This is a genomic window from Mediterranea massiliensis (assembly GCF_900128475.1).
Classification (GTDB): domain Bacteria; phylum Bacteroidota; class Bacteroidia; order Bacteroidales; family Bacteroidaceae; genus Bacteroides; species Bacteroides massiliensis_E.
Genome location: NZ_LT635839.1, coordinates 290,513 through 307,381 on the forward strand (window position 1 = coordinate 290,513; position 16,869 = coordinate 307,381).

The following is a 16,869-nucleotide window of genomic DNA, read 5'->3' on the forward strand; positions in this document are numbered from 1 at the left end:
AGACATGAGAGTAGTGATACAACGCACCGCACACGCGTCGGTGACCATCAACGGACATTGCAAGGCGTCCATCGGACGGGGCCTGCTGGTACTGGTAGGCATCGAGGAAGCCGACGGACAGGAAGACATCGACTGGCTCTGCAAGAAGATCGTGAACCTCCGCATCTTTGACGATGAAAACGGCGTAATGAACCGCTCCGTCCTCGACACGGGAGGCGACATACTGGTCGTCAGCCAGTTCACCCTGCACGCCTCGACCAAGAAAGGAAACCGCCCCTCGTACATCCGCGCAGCCAGGCACGAAATCTCCATCCCCCTGTACGAGCGCTTCTGCAAGGACCTCTCGACGGCCCTGGGCAAGGAAGTGGGTACGGGAGAATTCGGTGCCGACATGAAGGTGGAGCTGCTCAACGACGGCCCCGTCACCATCTGCATCGACACCAAGAACAAGGAATAACCCCCAAAACATATCGACATGACACTGGAAGAAGCACAGAAACAAGTGGACAACTGGATCCGGACGTACGGCGTGCGCTACTTCAGCGAACTGACCAATATGGCCGTACTGACCGAAGAAGTGGGCGAACTGGCCCGCGTCATGGCCCGCAAGTACGGCGACCAGTCGTTCAAAAGCGGTGAAAAGGACAATCTGGACGAAGAGATAGCCGACGTCTTCTGGGTGCTGCTCTGCATCGCCAACCAGACCGGCACCGACCTTACCCAGGCCTTCGCCCGCAGCATCGAGAAGAAGACGAAAAGAGACAAGGAAAGACATATCAATAACCCTAAACTGAAGGAACATGGAGAAAAATGAACCTACCAAAAGCAAGTATGATGAAGCGCTGGCCAAGTACAACACCCGCCTCGACGACGCGGAAGTGGCTGCGCAAGTAAAGGCCATCATCGACGAAAAGGTGGCCGCCAACAATACCCCCGAGGTCAAGAAGTTCCTCTTCCACTGCATCGACCTCACCACGCTGAAGACCACCGACAGCGACGAGAGCGTGATGCGCTTCACCCAGAACGTGAACCGCTTCGACGAAGAGTTCCCCGACCTGAAGAACGTGGCCGCCATCTGCGTTTACCCCAACTTCGCCGAGATTGTGAAGGACACGCTCGAAGTGGAAGACGTGAAGATAGCCTGCGTATCGGGCGGTTTCCCCTCCTCGCAGACCTTCACCGAAGTCAAGGTGGCCGAAACGGCCATGGCCGTCATGGACGGCGCCGACGAGATAGACATCGTGATCTCCGTAGGCAAATTCCTCGTGGGCGACTATGAAAGCATGTGCGACGAGATTCAGGAACTGAAGGAGACGTGCAAGGACAAGCACCTGAAGGTGATTCTCGAGACAGGCGCCTTGCGCACGGCCTCGAACATCAAGGCCGCGTCCATCCTGTCGATGTATGCCGGCGCCGACTTCATCAAGACCTCTACCGGCAAGCTGGAGCCTGCCGCCACGCCCGAAGCGGCCTACGTCATGTGCCAGGCCATCAAGGAATATTTCGATGAAACGGGCAATAAAGTGGGATTCAAGCCTGCCGGAGGCATCAATACGGTGCACGACGCCCTCGTCTACTACACCATCGTCAAGGAAGTGCTGGGCGAGGAATGGCTCAACAACACCCTGTTCCGCCTGGGCACCAGCCGCCTGGCCAACCTGCTGCTGAGCGACATCCTGGGCAAGGAGACGAAGTTCTTCTAAAAAAGGGTACGTGCCCCAAGTCTGAAGAAGGCTGAATCCAAAAGAAGAAATACCAACATTCCGTCATCCCGCACTTGATGCGGGATCCACACTCCGCCAGTCGTGCAGCTATGGATCCCGGCTCAAGGCCGGGATGACGTTTTTTTGTCCCTGTTCCTTTGATTTTTGCGACAGACAGCACCGCCTCCACCCCCGACGGAGCAGAACGCACATGCCTCACATCCGGCATAGTTTTACGCCGGAAAAAGCATTGTTTCAGACCGGAAGCGGCCTTGTTTCGGGAAGTGTCATTTCTGCCGTTCCACCACGTAGTTGAGGTAAGCCTCCAGCGCCCGGCGCACCTCCGCATCACCCTCGGCAGGCAGCAGCGCGAAAGCTTTCCGCTGAAGGTCGCGCATCACCTGCTCGGCATACTCGATGCCGCCGTTCTGCTTGGTGAAGGCCACCAAACGCTCGATTTCATCGGCAGACGCAGCACCCGACTTCACCCGCAGGGCAATCCGACGCGCCTCTTCGTCACCCGTCGAGTTGAGCGCATAGAGCACGGGGAGCGTCAGCTTACCTTCGTGCATGTCGTTGCCCGTGGGCTTGCCGATTTCAGCGTTCTCGTCGTAGTCGAAGATATCGTCCTTGATCTGGAAGCAGAGGCCGATGCACTCGCCGAACTGACGGGCCTTCTCCACGTCCTCGGCAGAGGCTCCGGCGGCCAGGGCGCCCGCCTTGGTACAGGCGGCAAAGAGCACGGCCGTCTTCTTGCGGATGACCTCAAAATAGACTTGTTCGGAAAAATCGGGATTGCTCACGTTGGAGAGCTGGAGCAGTTCGCCGTCGGCCAGGTCCTGCCCCAGGGCCGACACGACGTCGATAATGTCATGGTTGCGCGTCAGGGCCACCTGCACCAGCGCCGTAGCCAGCAGGTAGTCGCCCGAGAGCACAGCTACCTTGTTGTTGAACACGGCGTTGACCGAAAGCTGTCCGCGACGCTCGGCACTCTCGTCGACCACGTCGTCGTGCACCAGGCTGGCGTTGTGGAGCAGCTCCAGCGCCACGGCCGAGTGGAAAGCCTCCAGGCCCGCCCCGCCGTGGAGCTTGGCCGTGAGCAACACCAGGATGGGGCGCATCATCTTCCCGCTCCGCTGACGGATGTGTTCTATCACACAGTTCAGCAGCGGATTGGAGCTGGAGAGCGAACGTTCAAACAGCTGTCTGAAGTCTTCCAGTTCGGCAGAAATGGGGGATTGTATCACTGATGCTATATCCATGGGGCGTAATTTGGGTGCAAAAATAGTGAAAGGCGAGCGCATAGACAAATGAATAACATTGTTTTTCATTTGGCTGAGCCGAGCCGCATCCTATTTTATTTTAATTTAAAGAAGTCAAAAGGCAGAAACGCTAACATATCGTCATCCCGCACTTGATGCGGGATCCAGCTCACACACAGAAAAGCCAATCATGGATCCCGGCTCAAGGCCGGGATGACGTTACACTTACTTCTGTCTCCTTTAATTTTTGAGACCTTTCCCCGTCCCGAACCTCCACCCATTTCATTTAAAAATACGAATAAAACGGTACATACGGTATTTTTTTGTACTTTTACCCTGCAAAAAAGATACATGTATGAATTCAACCGATAAACTCTTCCTGCTCGACGCATACGCGCTCATCTACCGCGCCTACTATGCGCTCATCAAGAATCCGCGAATCAACTCCAAGGGGCAGAACACTTCGGCCATCCTGGGCTTCGTCAACACCCTCGAGGAGGTGCTCAAGAAGGAGAATCCCACCCACATCGGCGTGGCCTTCGACCCGGCAGGCCCCACCTTCCGCCACGAGGCCTACGAACAGTACAAGGCCCAGCGCGAGGAGACGCCCGAAGCCATCCGCTTCTCCGTACCTATTATAAAGGACATCATCCGCGCCTACCGCATCCCCATCCTCGAGGTGGCGGGCTACGAGGCCGACGACGTGATAGGCACACTGGCCACCGAAGCCGGACGGCAGGGCATCACCACCTACATGATGACGCCCGACAAGGACTACGGCCAGCTGGTGGGCGAACACGTCTTCATGTACCGTCCCAAGCACACGGGCGGCTTCGAGGTGATGGGCACGGAGGAAGTCAAGGCGAAGTTCAACATCCAGTCCACCCTGCAGGTCATCGACATGCTGGGCCTGATGGGCGACGCGTCGGACAACATCCCAGGCTGTCCGGGCGTGGGCGAGAAGACGGCACAGAAACTCATCGCCCAGTTCGGCAGCATCGAGAACCTGCTGGCCCACACCGACCAGCTGAAGGGTGCCCTGAAGACGAAGGTCGAGACGAACAGGGAGCAGATTGTCTTCTCCAAGTTCCTGGCCACCATCAAGACCGATGTCCCCATCCAGCTCGACATGCAGGCCCTCGTCCGCGAAGAGCCGGACCAGGAAGCGTTGCGACGGATTTTCGAGGAACTGGAATTCCGCACCCTCATCGACCGCGTGCTGGGAAAAGGCGAAGCCCCCCGCCCCGCCGCTCCGGCCGACCCGTTTGCCGGTACCCTCTTCGCCCAGCCCGCCGCCACGAAAGAGGCCGCTCCGAAGGCCGCCACCCAAGGCGATTTGTTTGCGTTATTTGCGGACGAGGGGACAGGCGGCGCCGAAAATTCGATTCTCAGCAGCTTAGAAACGATAGAAACGGACTACCAACTCGTTGATACAGAAGAGAAAAGACGTGAATTTCTTCAAAAGTTGTTGACAACGGGAATTCTCTCAATAGATACGGAAACCACCGGCACCGAGCCGATGGAGGCCGAACTGGTGGGCATGAGCTTCAGCGACGCCGAAAATCGGGCCTGGTACGTGCCCGTTCCGCCCAACAGGGAAGAAGCCTTAAAAATTGTGAACGAGCTCCGCCCGCTCTACGAAAACCCGAAATCGGTGAAGGTGGGGCAGAACATCAAGTACGACATGATTGTCCTGCAGAACTACGGCGTCCGCGTGCAAGGTCCGCTCTTCGACACCATGCTCGCCCACTACGTGCTCCAGCCCGAGCTGCGGCACAACATGGACTACCTGGCCGAAATCTACCTGCACTACCGCACCATCCACATCGACCAGCTCATCGGCCCGCGGGGCAAGGGACAGAAGAGCATGCGCGACCTCGCCCCCGCCGAAGTCTACCGCTACGCCTGCGAAGACGCCGACGTCACCCTCAAGCTGAAGAACGTCCTCGAGAAGGAACTCAAGGCGCAGGGCGTGGAGCACCTCTTCTATGAAATAGAGATGCCGCTCGTGCCCGTCCTCGTGAACATCGAGAGCAACGGCGTGCGTCTGGACACGGAAGCCCTGAAGCAGTCGGCCGCGCACTTCAACGCCCGCATCCGGCAAATCGAGGAAGACATCTACACCCTGGCAGGCGGACCCTTCAACATCGCCTCGCCCAAGCAGGTGGGCGAAGTGCTCTTCGACCGCCTCAAGCTGATGGAGAAACCCAAGAAAACCAAGACCGGCCAGTACGTCACCTCCGAAGAAGTGCTCGAAAGCCTCCGCGGCAAGCACGACATCGTAGGCAAGATACTGGAGCACCGCGGCCTGAAGAAGCTGCTGGGCACCTACGTCGAAGCCCTGCCCCAGCTCATCAACCCGCGGACGGGACGCATCCATACGTCGTTCAACCAGGCCGTCACCGCCACCGGCCGGCTCAGCTCGAGCAACCCCAACCTGCAGAACATCCCCATCCGCGACGAGGACGGCAAGGAAATCCGCAAGGCCTTCATCCCCGACGACGGCTGCGAATTCTTCTCGGCCGACTACTCGCAGATCGAGCTGCGCATCATGGCCCACCTCAGCGAAGACCCCAACATGATCGAAGCCTTCGTCGAGGGCCACGACATCCATGCCGCCACTGCCGCCAAGATCTACAAGGTGGGCATCGACGAGGTGACCTCCGACATGCGCCGCAAGGCCAAGACAGCCAACTTCGGCATCATCTACGGCATCTCGGTCTTCGGGCTGGCCGAGCGCATGAACGTCTCCCGTCAGGAAGCCAAGGAACTGATAGACGGCTACTTCGCCACCTATCCCCGCGTGAAGGCCTACATGGACCGCAGCATCCAGGTGGCCCGCGAACAGGGCTACGTGGAAACCATCTTCCACCGCAAGCGCTTCCTGCCCGACATCAACTCGCGCAACTCCGTCGTGCGCGGCTATGCCGAACGCAACGCCATCAACGCTCCCATCCAGGGCAGCGCCGCCGACATCATTAAAGTGGCCATGGCCCGCATCTACCAGCGCTTCCAAAGTAACAATCTGAAAGCAAAGATGATTTTACAGGTCCACGACGAACTGAATTTCAGCGTTCCGACGGCCGAAAAAGAGCTCGTGCAAAAAATTGTAATCGAGGAAATGGAGAACGCCTATCGCATGCACGTGCCCCTCAGAGCCGATTGCGGGTGGGGAAAGAACTGGCTGGAGGCCCACTAAACCGGCGGATAACAAACTTTAACTTACAATCAGAAAGCAGCCAAAAGGAATTAATTAAAATGCACTTTGTATGCAAAATGTCCGGCAAACCATCTGCCGGACATTTTTTTTGATAGAAAACGGGCAAAAAGAAAGGGTATAAAACGGTCAGATGCTTACACTTTGAAAAATAATCATCGAATATTGAACAATGTGTCAATATAATGCCTACCTTTGCACCGCTTTTCAGAAAAGCAGTGTAGAAAAAAGAAAGAATAGACATAAATTGATATTAATCATGAAAGCAAAAGTATCCTTAAAGAAACTGATTGTGTCCTCCTTGTTCCTGACACTGGGTGTAAGCGCATTCGCCTTCCAGAACAACGACTTTGTTTACAATTCGAAAGAAGTCAACGGACTGAAGGTAAGCCAAAGCGTCTACAAGAACAACAACAACCTGCTGTCCAACTACCTGGAGTACCACTTCAAATACGACGACCAGCAGCGCATCGTGGAGCACGAAGCCGTATGCTGGGACGAAAACCAGAAGACCTGGAAGAAGGTGATGTGCGTCCGCTACGCCTACGACGACAACCAGGTGACCACCAGCTACTACAAGTGGAGCAACCGCAAGGGCTGCTACGTGGAAGTACCCGAAAAGACAGTCACCATGTACCTGACTGCCCGATAAACCTGCACAGGTTTCCGTTATACTCTCTCGCATAGAAACTATTTTACTCCTAACAATAAACCAAACCTTTTTAGTTAACTGCAGAAAGCCGGAGTGCGCGACGCATTCCGGCTTTTTCATTTCCCCCTGCCGCCGCTCCGGAAAGGAAAGCCGAAAACAGACGTTTCGCTTTGCCTTTCCCACGGTTTGCACTATCTTTGCAGACTGAAAACGACTGACAACAAGAAGATAACTCTAAAATAGAAGACAGACTATGGCATTAAAAGCAGGTATCGTGGGCCTTCCCAACGTGGGAAAATCCACACTCTTCAACTGCCTGTCCAGCGCGAAGGCACAGGCAGCCAACTTCCCGTTCTGTACCATCGACGCCCAGATGGGCCAGGTATCCGTGCCCGACGAGCGACTGACCCGCCTGGCCGAAATCGTCCATCCGGGGCGCATCGTGCCCGCCGTGTGCGACATCGTCGACATCGCCGGCCTCGTCAAGGGCGCCAGCAAGGGTGAAGGCCTGGGCAACCAGTTCCTGGGCAACATCCGCGAGTGCGACGCCATCATCCACGTGCTCCGCTGCTTCGACAACGGCAACATCGTCCACGTGGACGGCTCCGTTGATCCCGTTCGTGACAAGGAAATCATCGACACCGAGCTCCAGCTGAAAGACCTCGAGACGGTAGAAAACCGCATCAAGCGCGTGGAAAAAGTTGCCAAGGTAGGTGGCGACAAGAACGCCAAGCTGGAATACGAACTGCTGCTCCGCTACAAGGAAGCGCTGGAACAGGGCAAGAGCGCCCGCACCGTCGTTCCGCAGAACGAGGACGAAGAAACCTGCGCCCGCCAGATGTTCCTGCTCACCACCAAGCCCGTGCTCTACGTGTGCAACGTGGACGATACCTCCGCCGCCACCGGCAACGCCTACGTGGAGCAGGTGCGCGAGGCCATCAAGGGTGAGGACGCCCAGCTGATGATCATCTCCGCCCAGACCGAAGCCGACATCGCCGAACTGGAAACCTACGAGGAGAAGCAGATGTTCCTCGAAGACCTCGGCCTGAAGGAAAGCGGCTGCAACCGCCTCATCAAGGCCATCTACAGCCTGCTCAATCTTGAGACGTTCATCACCGCCGGCGAGATGGAAGTCAAGGCCTGGACCTACCACAAGGGCTGGAAGGCTCCGCAATGTGCCGGCGTCATCCACACCGACTTCGAGAAGGGCTTCATCCGCGCCGAGGTCATCAAGTACGACGACTACATCAAGTACGGCTCCGAAGCCGCCGTTCGCGAAGCCGGCAAGCTCAGCGTCGAAGGCAAGGACTACGTGGTGCAGGACGGCGACATCATGCACTTCCGGTTCAACGTGTAAGGACAAAGACAAGATAAAGGACGAGGCCACGGGGCAAGCACCCGGACGGCCTCGTCAAACTATACCCCCTGATACAAAAACAACCATAACTCCATGAAAGCCATTCTCCCACTCCTCCTCTCCTTTCTGGTTCTTCCCCTGCAGGCACAGACGGCGACCGCGGCGAAGGGCTCTACTATATAGAAAAAGAAAAGTATGTAAACAGAACTAATACACACCAACCCTCAAAAACAAATACAGCATGAAGAACTATCTCATTGCAGGTACCGGCGGCGTAGGCGGAAGCATCGCCGCCTTCCTGGCGCTGGCGGGAAAGAACGTCAGCTGCATTGCCCGCGGCGAACACCTGGCCGCCATCCGCGAACATGGACTCCGCCTCCACTCCGACCTCAAGGGCGAACACACCCTGCACATCCCCGCCTGTACGGCCGAGGAATATCAGGATAAGGCGGACGTCATCTTCGTCTGCGTCAAAGGCTATTCCGTCGACTCCATCACCGACCTTATCCGCCGCGCGTCGAAACCAGAAACCATCGTCATCCCCATCCTCAACGTCTATGGCACGGGGCCCCGCATCCAGCGGCTGGTGCCGGGCGTCAAGGTGCTCGACGGCTGCATCTACATCGTGGGCTTCGTCAGTGGCCGGGGCGAAATCACGCAGATGGGACGGATCTTCCGCCTGGTCTATGGTGCGCACCAAGGCACGGATGTTCCCCGTGAAACACTCGAAGCCGTGCAGCGCGACCTGCAGGACAGCGGCATCAAGGCCGAAATCTCGGACGACATCAACCGCGACACCTTCGTCAAGTGGTCGTTCATCTCGGCCATGGCTGTGACGGGCGCCTACTACGACGTGCCTATGGGCGAAGTACAGAAGCCCGGCCCCGTGCGCGACACCTTCATCGGCCTCTCGCGCGAAAGTGCCGCCTTGGGCCGCAAACTGGGCATAGAGCCGAAGGAAGACCTGGTGGAATACAATCTGAAAGTGATGGACAAGCTCGACCCGCACAGCACCGCCTCCATGCAGAAAGACATGGCCCGCGGACACGAAAGCGAGGTGCAGGGACTGCTGTTCGACATGATTGCCGCCGCCGAAGCGCAGGGCATCGACATCCCCACCTACCGGATGGTGGCAGAAAAGTTCAAAAATCTCTGACCTGCGAATTTTGTTCTTTGCCGGATAAAGATTACTTTTGGCAACCGTAACCATAAAACCAAGAAAGAAACGTCATGTTACCGTTACTCAACATCCACTGGAACCCCGATCCCGAACTGTTCAACCTCTTCGGCATCTCCATCCGTTACTACGGCCTGCTGTGGGTCATCGGCCTGGCTTTTGCCTACTTCATCGTGCAGAAAGAATACCGCGACCGGCGCATTGGCAACGACAAGTTCGAACCGCTGTTCTTCTACTGCTTCTTCGGCATCCTGATAGGCTCGCGGCTGGGGCACTGCCTCTTCTACCAGCCCGACTACTACCTGCACCACTTCTGGGAGATGATTCTCCCCGTGAAGTTCCTGCCCGGCGGCGGATGGAAGTTCACCGGCTATGAGGGGCTGGCCAGCCACGGCGGTACCCTGGGCCTCATCATTGCCCTGTGGCTCTACTGCCGCAAGACGAAGATGCACTACATGGACGTGCTCGACATGATAGCCGTAGCCACCCCCATCACCGCCTGCTTCATCCGCCTGGCCAACCTGATGAACTCCGAGATTATCGGGCGGCCGACAGACGTACCCTGGGCTTTCGTCTTCGAGCGGGTGGACATGGTGCCCCGCCATCCGGCCCAGTTCTACGAGGCGCTGGCCTATTTCGTCTTCTTCCTCGGCATGGTGTGGCTGTACAAGCGCGGGCAGAAACAGGCTCCCGCCACCCCGCGTACCGACTTCAGCAAGGGTGCGAAAGCCGACGCACAAGTTGCCCCGCCCTATCACCGCGGCTTCTTCTTCGGCCTCTGTCTGACGGAAATCTTCGTCTTCCGCTTCTTCATCGAGTTCCTCAAGGAGAACCAGGTGGACTTCGAGGACGGCATGACGCTGAACATGGGCCAGTGGCTCAGTGTGCCCTTCGTCCTCATCGGCCTTTACTTCATGTTCTTCTACGGACGGCAGAAGAAGGCATGACGCCCCCGTGGCTTCGGGACCGCTGAAAAACAAAACAAAGCCATTATGCCGGTTTACCAGCCAGCATAATGGCTTTCTGTTTCCTCTGAAAGGAGGGGATCAATCTTCAGTGCCTACCGGTGCTTCATCGGCCGGAGTATCTTCCTGTCCCTTGGCGGGATTTGTACGTTTCGTATTATTGGCTATTGATGCCAATGCCCTGTACAACTCAGCTATCAAACGGCCGGAGACAACAATCAAATAACCCACAATAGGATAAATCACAACCATTGACAAGCCTGTTCCCAAAGGAAGTATTCCAAACAGCTGACCCAACGAGTCTCCTAATCCGAAAACGACAAAAAAAAGCGAAATCACACATCCGCCCACTCCAAAATAGAAACCAAGCCATTCGCCCAAGGTTTGAATGAAATGAGAAACCATCGGGATAGCTACAAAATCGCTATTGTCCAAAAGGATGTCTTTCATCTTTTTCTTCCGGTCCATCCATAGGCTGAAACTCATGATTCCCAAAAATATCAGCAGCAAGAAGACCAGCACGCAGGCAACGATATCGCCGCCGGAGAGGAATTCAAATACTCCGCTGTCGGTGACAGTGTAGATGATGTAAGGCGGAAATAACAGATTCAAAACAGATACAGTTCCATACAGCCATCTGAAAGGTTCACGATAGAAAGTTCCTCTGTCAATATACCCCCATACCAACTCGAAAAAAGTAAAAAGCTTGTTGTCCATCATAATAAAAACATTTTAAGTTAAGACCTCATTAACTGTTTGAACACACAAAAAGGCCAGATTTTTCATGTGCGTTTACAAATATATTAAATTATGCCATATCATATTGATAATTCTTAAAAATAATAACAACATAAGTTCGAAATAAGAATTGATATAATTGGCCGGCCAATGGAAACATAGCTATAAGAGTAGAGTAAGGGTTTTACATCGATAACTATTTTTTACCAACCATCCGCGACAATGCCCGCACCGGCTCCCTCCTTGCATTTTTGATTCTCCCAGAGAATGTTTCAAACCTAAGGGGGGGTATGTTTCAAACATTCGGCCTCTATGTTTCAAACATAAGCCCCTCGGGGTTGAAACCTCTCCTACGGCAGCAAAAAACAACAGGATGGAGAAAAGCCCCACCCTGTCAATCATTTTCAAAAAACCGGAATATCTTATTTCCCCTTGACGATGCGCTTGATGTCGTTCAGCTTGTTCAATGCTTCGAGGGGCGTCAGGTTGTTCACGTCGAGGTTCAGTATCTCGTCGCGTATCTGGCACAGCACGGGGTCGTCCAGCTGGAAGAAGCTGAGCTGCATGCCGCCGGCCGACGAAGGCCCTTCGGTGATGGTCTTGCCCGTGACGGTGCCCGTCTGGCGGTTCTCGCGCTCCAGCTGCTTCAGGATTTCGTCGGCGCGCTTCACGATGCTCTTGGGCATGCCTGCCAGCTTGGCCACGTGGATACCGAAGGAGTGCTCGCTGCCGCCCCGCTCCAGCTTGCGCAGGAAGATGACCTTGCCGTCCACCTCCTTCACCGCCACATTGTAGTTCTTGATGCGGGCGAAGCTCTTCTCCATCTCGTTCAGCTCGTGGTAGTGCGTAGCAAAGAGGGTACGTGCCTTGGCCTTGGGATGTTCGTGAATGTACTCCACGATGGCCCAGGCGATGGAGATGCCGTCGTAGGTCGACGTACCGCGTCCCAGCTCGTCGAAGAGCACGAGGCTGCGCGGCGACAGGTTGTTCAGGATGTCGGCCGCCTCGTTCATCTCGACCATGAAGGTCGATTCGCCCACGGAGATGTTGTCGCTGGCACCCACACGGGTGAATATCTTGTCCACCAGCCCGATGTGCGCGCTCTCGGCGGGCACGAAGCAGCCTATCTGTGCCATGAGGGTGATGAGGGCTGTCTGGCGGAGCAGGGCCGACTTACCGGCCATGTTGGGACCGGTGATGATGATGATCTGCTGCGTCCGGCTGTCGAGCATCACGTCGTTGGCCACGTATTTCTCGCCGATGGGGAGCTGCTTCTCGATAACGGGATGACGGCCCTGACGGATGTCGAGCACGTCGTCGTCCGAGAGGACGGGGCGGATGTAGTTGTTCTCGCGCGCGGCCGTGGCAAACGACAGGAGGCAGTCGAGGCGGGCCACCTGGTTGGCGTTGATCTGGATGGCGGGGATGAACTCGCTCAGAGCCTGCACCAGCTCGTTGTAGAGCTGTGTCTCGAGCACCAGTATCTTGTCTTCCGCGCCGAGTATCTTCTCTTCGTATTCCTTCAGCTCCTGCGTGATGTAGCGTTCGGCGTTGACCAGCGTCTGCTTGCGTATCCACTCCTGGGGTACTTTCTCCTTGTGGACGTTGCGCACCTCGATGTAGTAGCCGAAGACGTTGTTGTAGCCTATCTTCAGGCTCGGTATGCCCGTCAGCTCGCTTTCGCGCTGCTGCAACTGGAGCAGGTAGTCCTTGCCGCTGTAGGCTATCTGGCGCAGTTCGTCGAGCTCGGCGCTGACGCCCTGCTTGATGACGCCGCCCTTGTTGACCAGCAGCGGCGGGTCATTGTTGATTTCACGGTCGATGCGGTCGCGGATGGACTGGCAGACGTTGAGCTGCTCGCCGATGCGGTTCAGGCTGGTATTGTCGGCCTCCAGGCAGGCCTGCTTGATGGGTTCAATGGCCTGCAGGGCCACCTTCAGCGCCACCACCTCGCGGGGACTGACGCGACCCACGGCTACCTTCGACAGGATGCGCTCCAGGTCGCCGATGCGGTGCAGCTGCTCCTCCACCAGGTCGCGGAAGTCGGGCTGGCGGAAGAAGTATTCCACCACGTCCAGGCGGTCGTTGATGGGGCGCACATCCTTCAGCGGGAACACCAGCCAGCGCTTCATCAGGCGGGCACCCATGGGGCAGATAGTCTTGTCGATGACGCTGAGCAGCGAACTACCCCCGTCGTTCATCGAGCCCATCAGCTCGAGGCTGCGCACGGTGAACTTGTCCAGCCGGACGTACTTGTCTTCCTCGATGCGGGCCAGCGACGTGATGTGGCCTATCTGCGTGTGCTGCGTCATGATGAGGTATTGCAGGATGGCACCCGAAGCGATGATGCCGTTCTTCAGGTGCTCCACGCCGAAGCCCTTCAGGTTCTTCACCTCGAAGTGCTTCAGCAGCCTTTCGCGCGCCGTCGTCTCGGTAAACACCCAGTCGTCCAGCTCGAAGGTGAAGAACTTGCTGCCGAAGTTGCCCTCGAACATCGGCCGCTTGCCCCGTTCGAAGAGCACCTCTTTGGGGCCGAAATTGTTGAGCAGCTTGTCGATGTAGTCGAAGGGACCTTCCGCCGTCAGAAACTCTCCCGTCGATATGTCCAGAAAAGCCACGCCGCAGGCCCCCTTGCCGAAGTGCACGGCAGCCAGGAAGTTGTTCTCGCGGTAGTTCAGCACGTTGTCGTTGATGCTGACGCCGGGCGTCACCAGCTCCGTGATGCCGCGCTTCACCAGCTTCTTGGCCAGTTTGGGGTCTTCCAGCTGATCGCAAATGGCCACGCGCTTGCCCGCGCGGATCAGTTTGGGCAGGTACGTGTCGAGCGCATGGTAGGGGAAACCGGCCATCTCGATGGTCTTCTCCTTGCCGTTGGCACGCTTGGTCAGCGTGATGCCCAGGATTTCGGAGGCCACAATGGCGTCGGTCGAATAGGTTTCGTAGAAGTCTCCGCAACGGAACAGCATCACGGCGTCAGGGTGCTTGGCCTTGAGGTCGAGAAACTGCTTCATCATCGGTGTAAGGACAATATCTTCGTTCATGTGTATCGGCTTAAAAACTAAACAGAAACAAAGATAAATCTTTTTTAGAAAACAAGCATCTGCAGGCTCCCATTCCTTAGTAACCCTTAACAAAATAGCGCATATTCATAAAACATGTTATATAACATCAGTTTTTTCTTGCAGAATTTGCAGATTTCCCAAAAGTCCGTACCTTTGCATCGTGTTTTTCATAGTATTAGATTTTAAGGTTAACAAAGGTTGGAGTACAGCGGTACTCCTTTTTTTATGCCCGTACGCGAACGGGCCTGCTCACCGGGCCTTCCAGCCGTCTATCTGGACAGCCGTCTCCGGCCAACTGGGACGGAGGGCCGAACCGTAATTCACAATCACCCCCTCTTTATTCACCAGCAGGAAGTAGGGTACTCTGTCCTGCCCCAAATGATTGGACATTTTCTGCAAGACTTCACGCGTGGCAAAGTCTTCCCAGTACAGACATTCCAACGCCGTTTCCTTCAACGAAAAACGCTGCAATATCCGCTCGTAATCAGCGCGTTTCCCGCTGACGCAGAGGCTGACCATCGCCACCTCGTCCGTGTCGTATCGGGCACGCAACTGCTTCAGCGGCTCCATCTCCGCCAGGCAGGGAGGGCAGAACACGCCCCAGAAATCGATGTAGAGCACCTTGCCCCGATGCTTGTCTATCAGCGACCGCAGGGGAGCCATATACTGTTCCGCCTCGGGAGTGTCGGCATCGCCATGCAGCAGGTAGCGGGAAAAGGCTTCGGGACGACGCAAGTAGTCGGCCGTCCGCCGGTAAAGCAAGCTCAGGGAATGGCGGAGCACGGGCACCTGTACCAGCGCGTCATATTCCTGACGGGCGGAATCCATGGCCACCGTATCGTTGGCCGCCAGCGAAGCGCCCAACAGGTCGGCCAGCAGGAACTGGGCCACCCTGTTGCCCTGCTGCTCGTCCACCAGGTCCTTGCCGGTAAAATCAAGGTCGCCCGCCACGGCGCGACGGTACCTCAAATAAAACTTCAGCTGATACATCAGCCGGAAATGAGCGGAGGTGATAATCTTGTCGGCCAGCAACGCGTCTACCTCGGGCATCAGCGCCTCGCAGGCAGCCATCTCCTTCTGCCAGTCCACCTGCTTCTGCCCATAAAGCCTCCTGATCCGTTGCTGTGCATATCGGAAACGTTCGGCGTAATAGTCGGCCCGCAACAGACGCTCCGTCAGCTCAGCCACCTCGACTGTGGGATGGTAACGCTCCAGAAACTCCTCCCGCTTCTGCTGCCGGAGCGCATACTCCGCCTGCACGGCCTGCCCGAACGCCTCTGCCGACGAGCCGACATCGTCCATATAAACATAATCCGGCCTGTAGAAACCTCCTTCCGTAAAAGCCAGCATACCTTGATTCAGTGTGGCCGAAGTCCCCTCCACCACCGGATGGAACAGGTCTTTGAAATCAATCTGCAGACGGAGGCTGTCGCCCGGCGCCAGATACAGACGCGGTGCGTAATTGCGAAGCGAAAACTCGCACACCGCCCCGCAGAGCGGCACGCTGAACGAGAAGGTGCCGTCTTCCCTGACAGGAGCCTTGTACACCGTCTCCTGACTGGGGGTAAAGGATACCAGCACCAGCTGCAGTTCCTTTTCATTCGGATAGACTTCCCGGTTCAGGATGCGGCCCTGTACCACAGCCGTCCGGAGGGGTTCGTGACTGTCGGCCCAAAGGCCGTCGAAGCTGCACAGAAACAGACAGAACAAAAAAAGCAAAGGTTTCATAGGCAATCGTATAACATCGTTGGACATGACATCGTTTTACCCCGCCCTGGCAGGATGCAACAAAGATAAGAAAACGAATCTCTCGGAGATGCAAACGAATCTGCAAAATGCAGGAAAACATCCAAATAAAGCTGTAAATGTTTTAATACATGTTATAAAACAGCTTTTTCCCGCCCCATAATTTGCAGGTTTCCCCAAAGTCCGTACCTTTGCAATGTGTTTTCATAGTATTAGATTTTAAGGTTAACAAAGGTTGGAGTACAGCGGTACTCCTTTTTTTATGCCCGTACGCGAACGGCGGCCCAACCATTCCCTCACAAAAACAGCCGCCATTCCCTGACCCTTACACAGGAAACGACGGCTGGTTCACCTTTCATGCGCCGGCGATATCACTCCTCACTCATCATCAGTCTTCTTGCTTCGGCGCACCCTCGGGCTTGTGTCCGGGCATCGGCTTGCGGCTCATGCCCAGCCACTGGTCGTATTGGGTTTCGGTGAGTATCTTCTTCATCTTCTTGTTCTTCTTCTCGATTCGCTTCTGCAGGTCGTCGGCACTTTCGGGCTTCGGAGCTCCCATCGGCGGACGATGCATGCCTTCGGGACGGCCTCCGCCCATACCCATCGGCAGCATGCCGCCTCCGTGGGGCGGACGGGGACCCCTGCCGCCTTCACCATCCATCAGGGGCGGACGCTGCATGCGGTTCTCCAGCAGTTCGCGCTGCTCTTTCAGCAAGAGCTTGTAGACTTTCTTATATTGCTTGTCGGTCAGGTTCAGGGCAGCCTTCAGGCGGTCCGTTTCTTTCCGTGCAGCCTTTTCGGGATTGGGCACCTCGCGATACGCCCGGCTCTCCGGAGCCGGAGCTGCCTCAGGAAGCTCCTGAGCCTGTGCCTGCAGGGCTAACATGGATAGGCCGATGCAAAGCAAAACGGGTTTCATATTCAGTTTCATATGCTGTTCCTCCTTGGGTTCATTGGATTTGACACGACAAATGTAGCGGGCTGCCCGAT

Annotated in this window: 13 protein-coding genes; 8 read left to right on the forward strand and 5 right to left on the reverse strand. The window is 56.1% G+C overall.

Features of this window, described 5'->3' with window-relative positions:
- Nucleotides 1-4: 4 nt before the first annotated feature.
- The 3 genes from dtd to deoC are packed head-to-tail and all read left to right on the forward strand — an operon-like array spanning nt 5 to nt 1,703.
- Nucleotides 5-457 (forward strand): D-aminoacyl-tRNA deacylase, encoded by a 453-nt coding sequence (gene dtd / locus BQ7483_RS14675; RefSeq protein ID WP_072546400.1) that lies wholly within the window; start codon nt 5-7, stop codon nt 455-457.
- 18 nt (nt 458-475) lie between these two features.
- Nucleotides 476-814, forward strand: coding sequence for a nucleotide pyrophosphohydrolase (locus BQ7483_RS14680; protein ID WP_022020791.1), 339 nt, complete (start codon nt 476-478; stop codon nt 812-814).
- Nucleotides 801-1,703, forward strand: a complete 903-nt coding sequence (deoC, locus tag BQ7483_RS14685; protein WP_072546401.1) for a deoxyribose-phosphate aldolase — start codon at nt 801-803, stop codon at nt 1,701-1,703. The genes BQ7483_RS14680 and deoC overlap by 14 nt, the downstream gene beginning before the upstream one ends.
- Nucleotides 1,704-1,990: 287 nt before the next feature.
- Here deoC and BQ7483_RS14690 read toward each other — a convergent pair whose 3' ends face one another.
- On the reverse strand, nt 1,991-2,965 hold the full coding sequence (locus tag BQ7483_RS14690; RefSeq protein WP_072546752.1) for a polyprenyl synthetase family protein: 975 nt from the start codon (nt 2,963-2,965) through the stop codon (nt 1,991-1,993).
- Nucleotides 2,966-3,320: 355 nt separating this feature from the next.
- On the opposite strand from BQ7483_RS14690, the gene polA reads away from it, so the two are divergent.
- From polA to lgt, 5 genes are all read left to right on the forward strand, one after another.
- The gene (polA, locus tag BQ7483_RS14695) at nt 3,321-6,164 is read left to right on the forward strand and encodes a DNA polymerase I (protein ID WP_072546402.1); all 2,844 of its coding nucleotides are present in this window, start codon (nt 3,321-3,323) and stop codon (nt 6,162-6,164) included.
- 277 nt (nt 6,165-6,441) lie between these two features.
- Nucleotides 6,442-6,834: a DUF3836 domain-containing protein gene (locus BQ7483_RS14700; RefSeq protein WP_022020795.1), complete on the forward strand. Its 393-nt coding sequence runs from the start codon at nt 6,442-6,444 to the stop codon at nt 6,832-6,834.
- 253 nt (nt 6,835-7,087) lie between these two features.
- Nucleotides 7,088-8,191, forward strand: a complete 1,104-nt coding sequence (gene ychF, locus BQ7483_RS14705) for a redox-regulated ATPase YchF (protein WP_072546403.1) — start codon at nt 7,088-7,090, stop codon at nt 8,189-8,191.
- Between the two features lie 241 nt (nt 8,192-8,432).
- Complete coding sequence (locus tag BQ7483_RS14710) at nt 8,433-9,347, forward strand: ketopantoate reductase family protein (protein WP_072546404.1); 915 nt, start codon at nt 8,433-8,435, stop codon at nt 9,345-9,347.
- Between the two features lie 74 nt (nt 9,348-9,421).
- A complete protein-coding gene (lgt, locus tag BQ7483_RS14715; protein WP_072546405.1) occupies nt 9,422-10,315 on the forward strand; it encodes a prolipoprotein diacylglyceryl transferase in 894 nt (297 codons plus the stop codon).
- Between the two features lie 99 nt (nt 10,316-10,414).
- On the opposite strand, the gene BQ7483_RS14720 is transcribed toward lgt, so the two are convergent.
- From BQ7483_RS14720 to BQ7483_RS17620, 4 genes are all read right to left on the reverse strand, one after another.
- Nucleotides 10,415-11,053 carry a hypothetical protein gene (locus tag BQ7483_RS14720; protein ID WP_072546406.1) on the reverse strand — a complete coding sequence of 213 codons (639 nt, stop codon included), beginning with the start codon at nt 11,051-11,053 and terminating at the stop codon, nt 10,415-10,417.
- A gap of 440 nt (nt 11,054-11,493) precedes the next feature.
- A complete protein-coding gene (gene mutS, locus BQ7483_RS14725; protein WP_072546407.1) occupies nt 11,494-14,112 on the reverse strand; it encodes a DNA mismatch repair protein MutS in 2,619 nt (872 codons plus the stop codon).
- 270 nt (nt 14,113-14,382) lie between these two features.
- Nucleotides 14,383-15,861, reverse strand: a complete 1,479-nt coding sequence (locus BQ7483_RS14730) for a TlpA family protein disulfide reductase (RefSeq protein WP_072546408.1) — start codon at nt 15,859-15,861, stop codon at nt 14,383-14,385.
- 406 nt (nt 15,862-16,267) lie between these two features.
- A complete protein-coding gene (locus tag BQ7483_RS17620) occupies nt 16,268-16,810 on the reverse strand; it encodes a DUF4890 domain-containing protein (protein WP_139247671.1) in 543 nt (180 codons plus the stop codon).
- Nucleotides 16,811-16,869 lie beyond the last annotated feature (59 nt).

Excerpts from the sequence above, each read along its gene's own strand:
- dtd (WP_072546400.1), top strand. The coding sequence starts at position 5 with ATGAGAGTAGTGATACAACGCACCGCACACGCGTCGGTGACCATCAAC.
- BQ7483_RS14680 (WP_022020791.1), top strand. The coding sequence starts at position 476 with ATGACACTGGAAGAAGCACAGAAACAAGTGGACAACTGGATCCGGACG.
- deoC (WP_072546401.1), top strand. The coding sequence starts at position 801 with ATGGAGAAAAATGAACCTACCAAAAGCAAGTATGATGAAGCGCTGGCC.
- BQ7483_RS14690 (WP_072546752.1), bottom strand. The coding sequence starts at position 2,965 with ATGGATATAGCATCAGTGATACAATCCCCCATTTCTGCCGAACTGGAA.
- polA (WP_072546402.1), top strand. The coding sequence starts at position 3,321 with ATGAATTCAACCGATAAACTCTTCCTGCTCGACGCATACGCGCTCATC.
- BQ7483_RS14700 (WP_022020795.1), top strand. The coding sequence starts at position 6,442 with ATGAAAGCAAAAGTATCCTTAAAGAAACTGATTGTGTCCTCCTTGTTC.
- ychF (WP_072546403.1), top strand. The coding sequence starts at position 7,088 with ATGGCATTAAAAGCAGGTATCGTGGGCCTTCCCAACGTGGGAAAATCC.
- BQ7483_RS14710 (WP_072546404.1), top strand. The coding sequence starts at position 8,433 with ATGAAGAACTATCTCATTGCAGGTACCGGCGGCGTAGGCGGAAGCATC.
- lgt (WP_072546405.1), top strand. The coding sequence starts at position 9,422 with ATGTTACCGTTACTCAACATCCACTGGAACCCCGATCCCGAACTGTTC.
- BQ7483_RS14720 (WP_072546406.1), bottom strand. The coding sequence starts at position 11,053 with ATGATGGACAACAAGCTTTTTACTTTTTTCGAGTTGGTATGGGGGTAT.
- mutS (WP_072546407.1), bottom strand. The coding sequence starts at position 14,112 with ATGAACGAAGATATTGTCCTTACACCGATGATGAAGCAGTTTCTCGAC.
- BQ7483_RS14730 (WP_072546408.1), bottom strand. The coding sequence starts at position 15,861 with ATGAAACCTTTGCTTTTTTTGTTCTGTCTGTTTCTGTGCAGCTTCGAC.
- BQ7483_RS17620 (WP_139247671.1), bottom strand. The coding sequence starts at position 16,810 with ATGAAACTGAATATGAAACCCGTTTTGCTTTGCATCGGCCTATCCATG.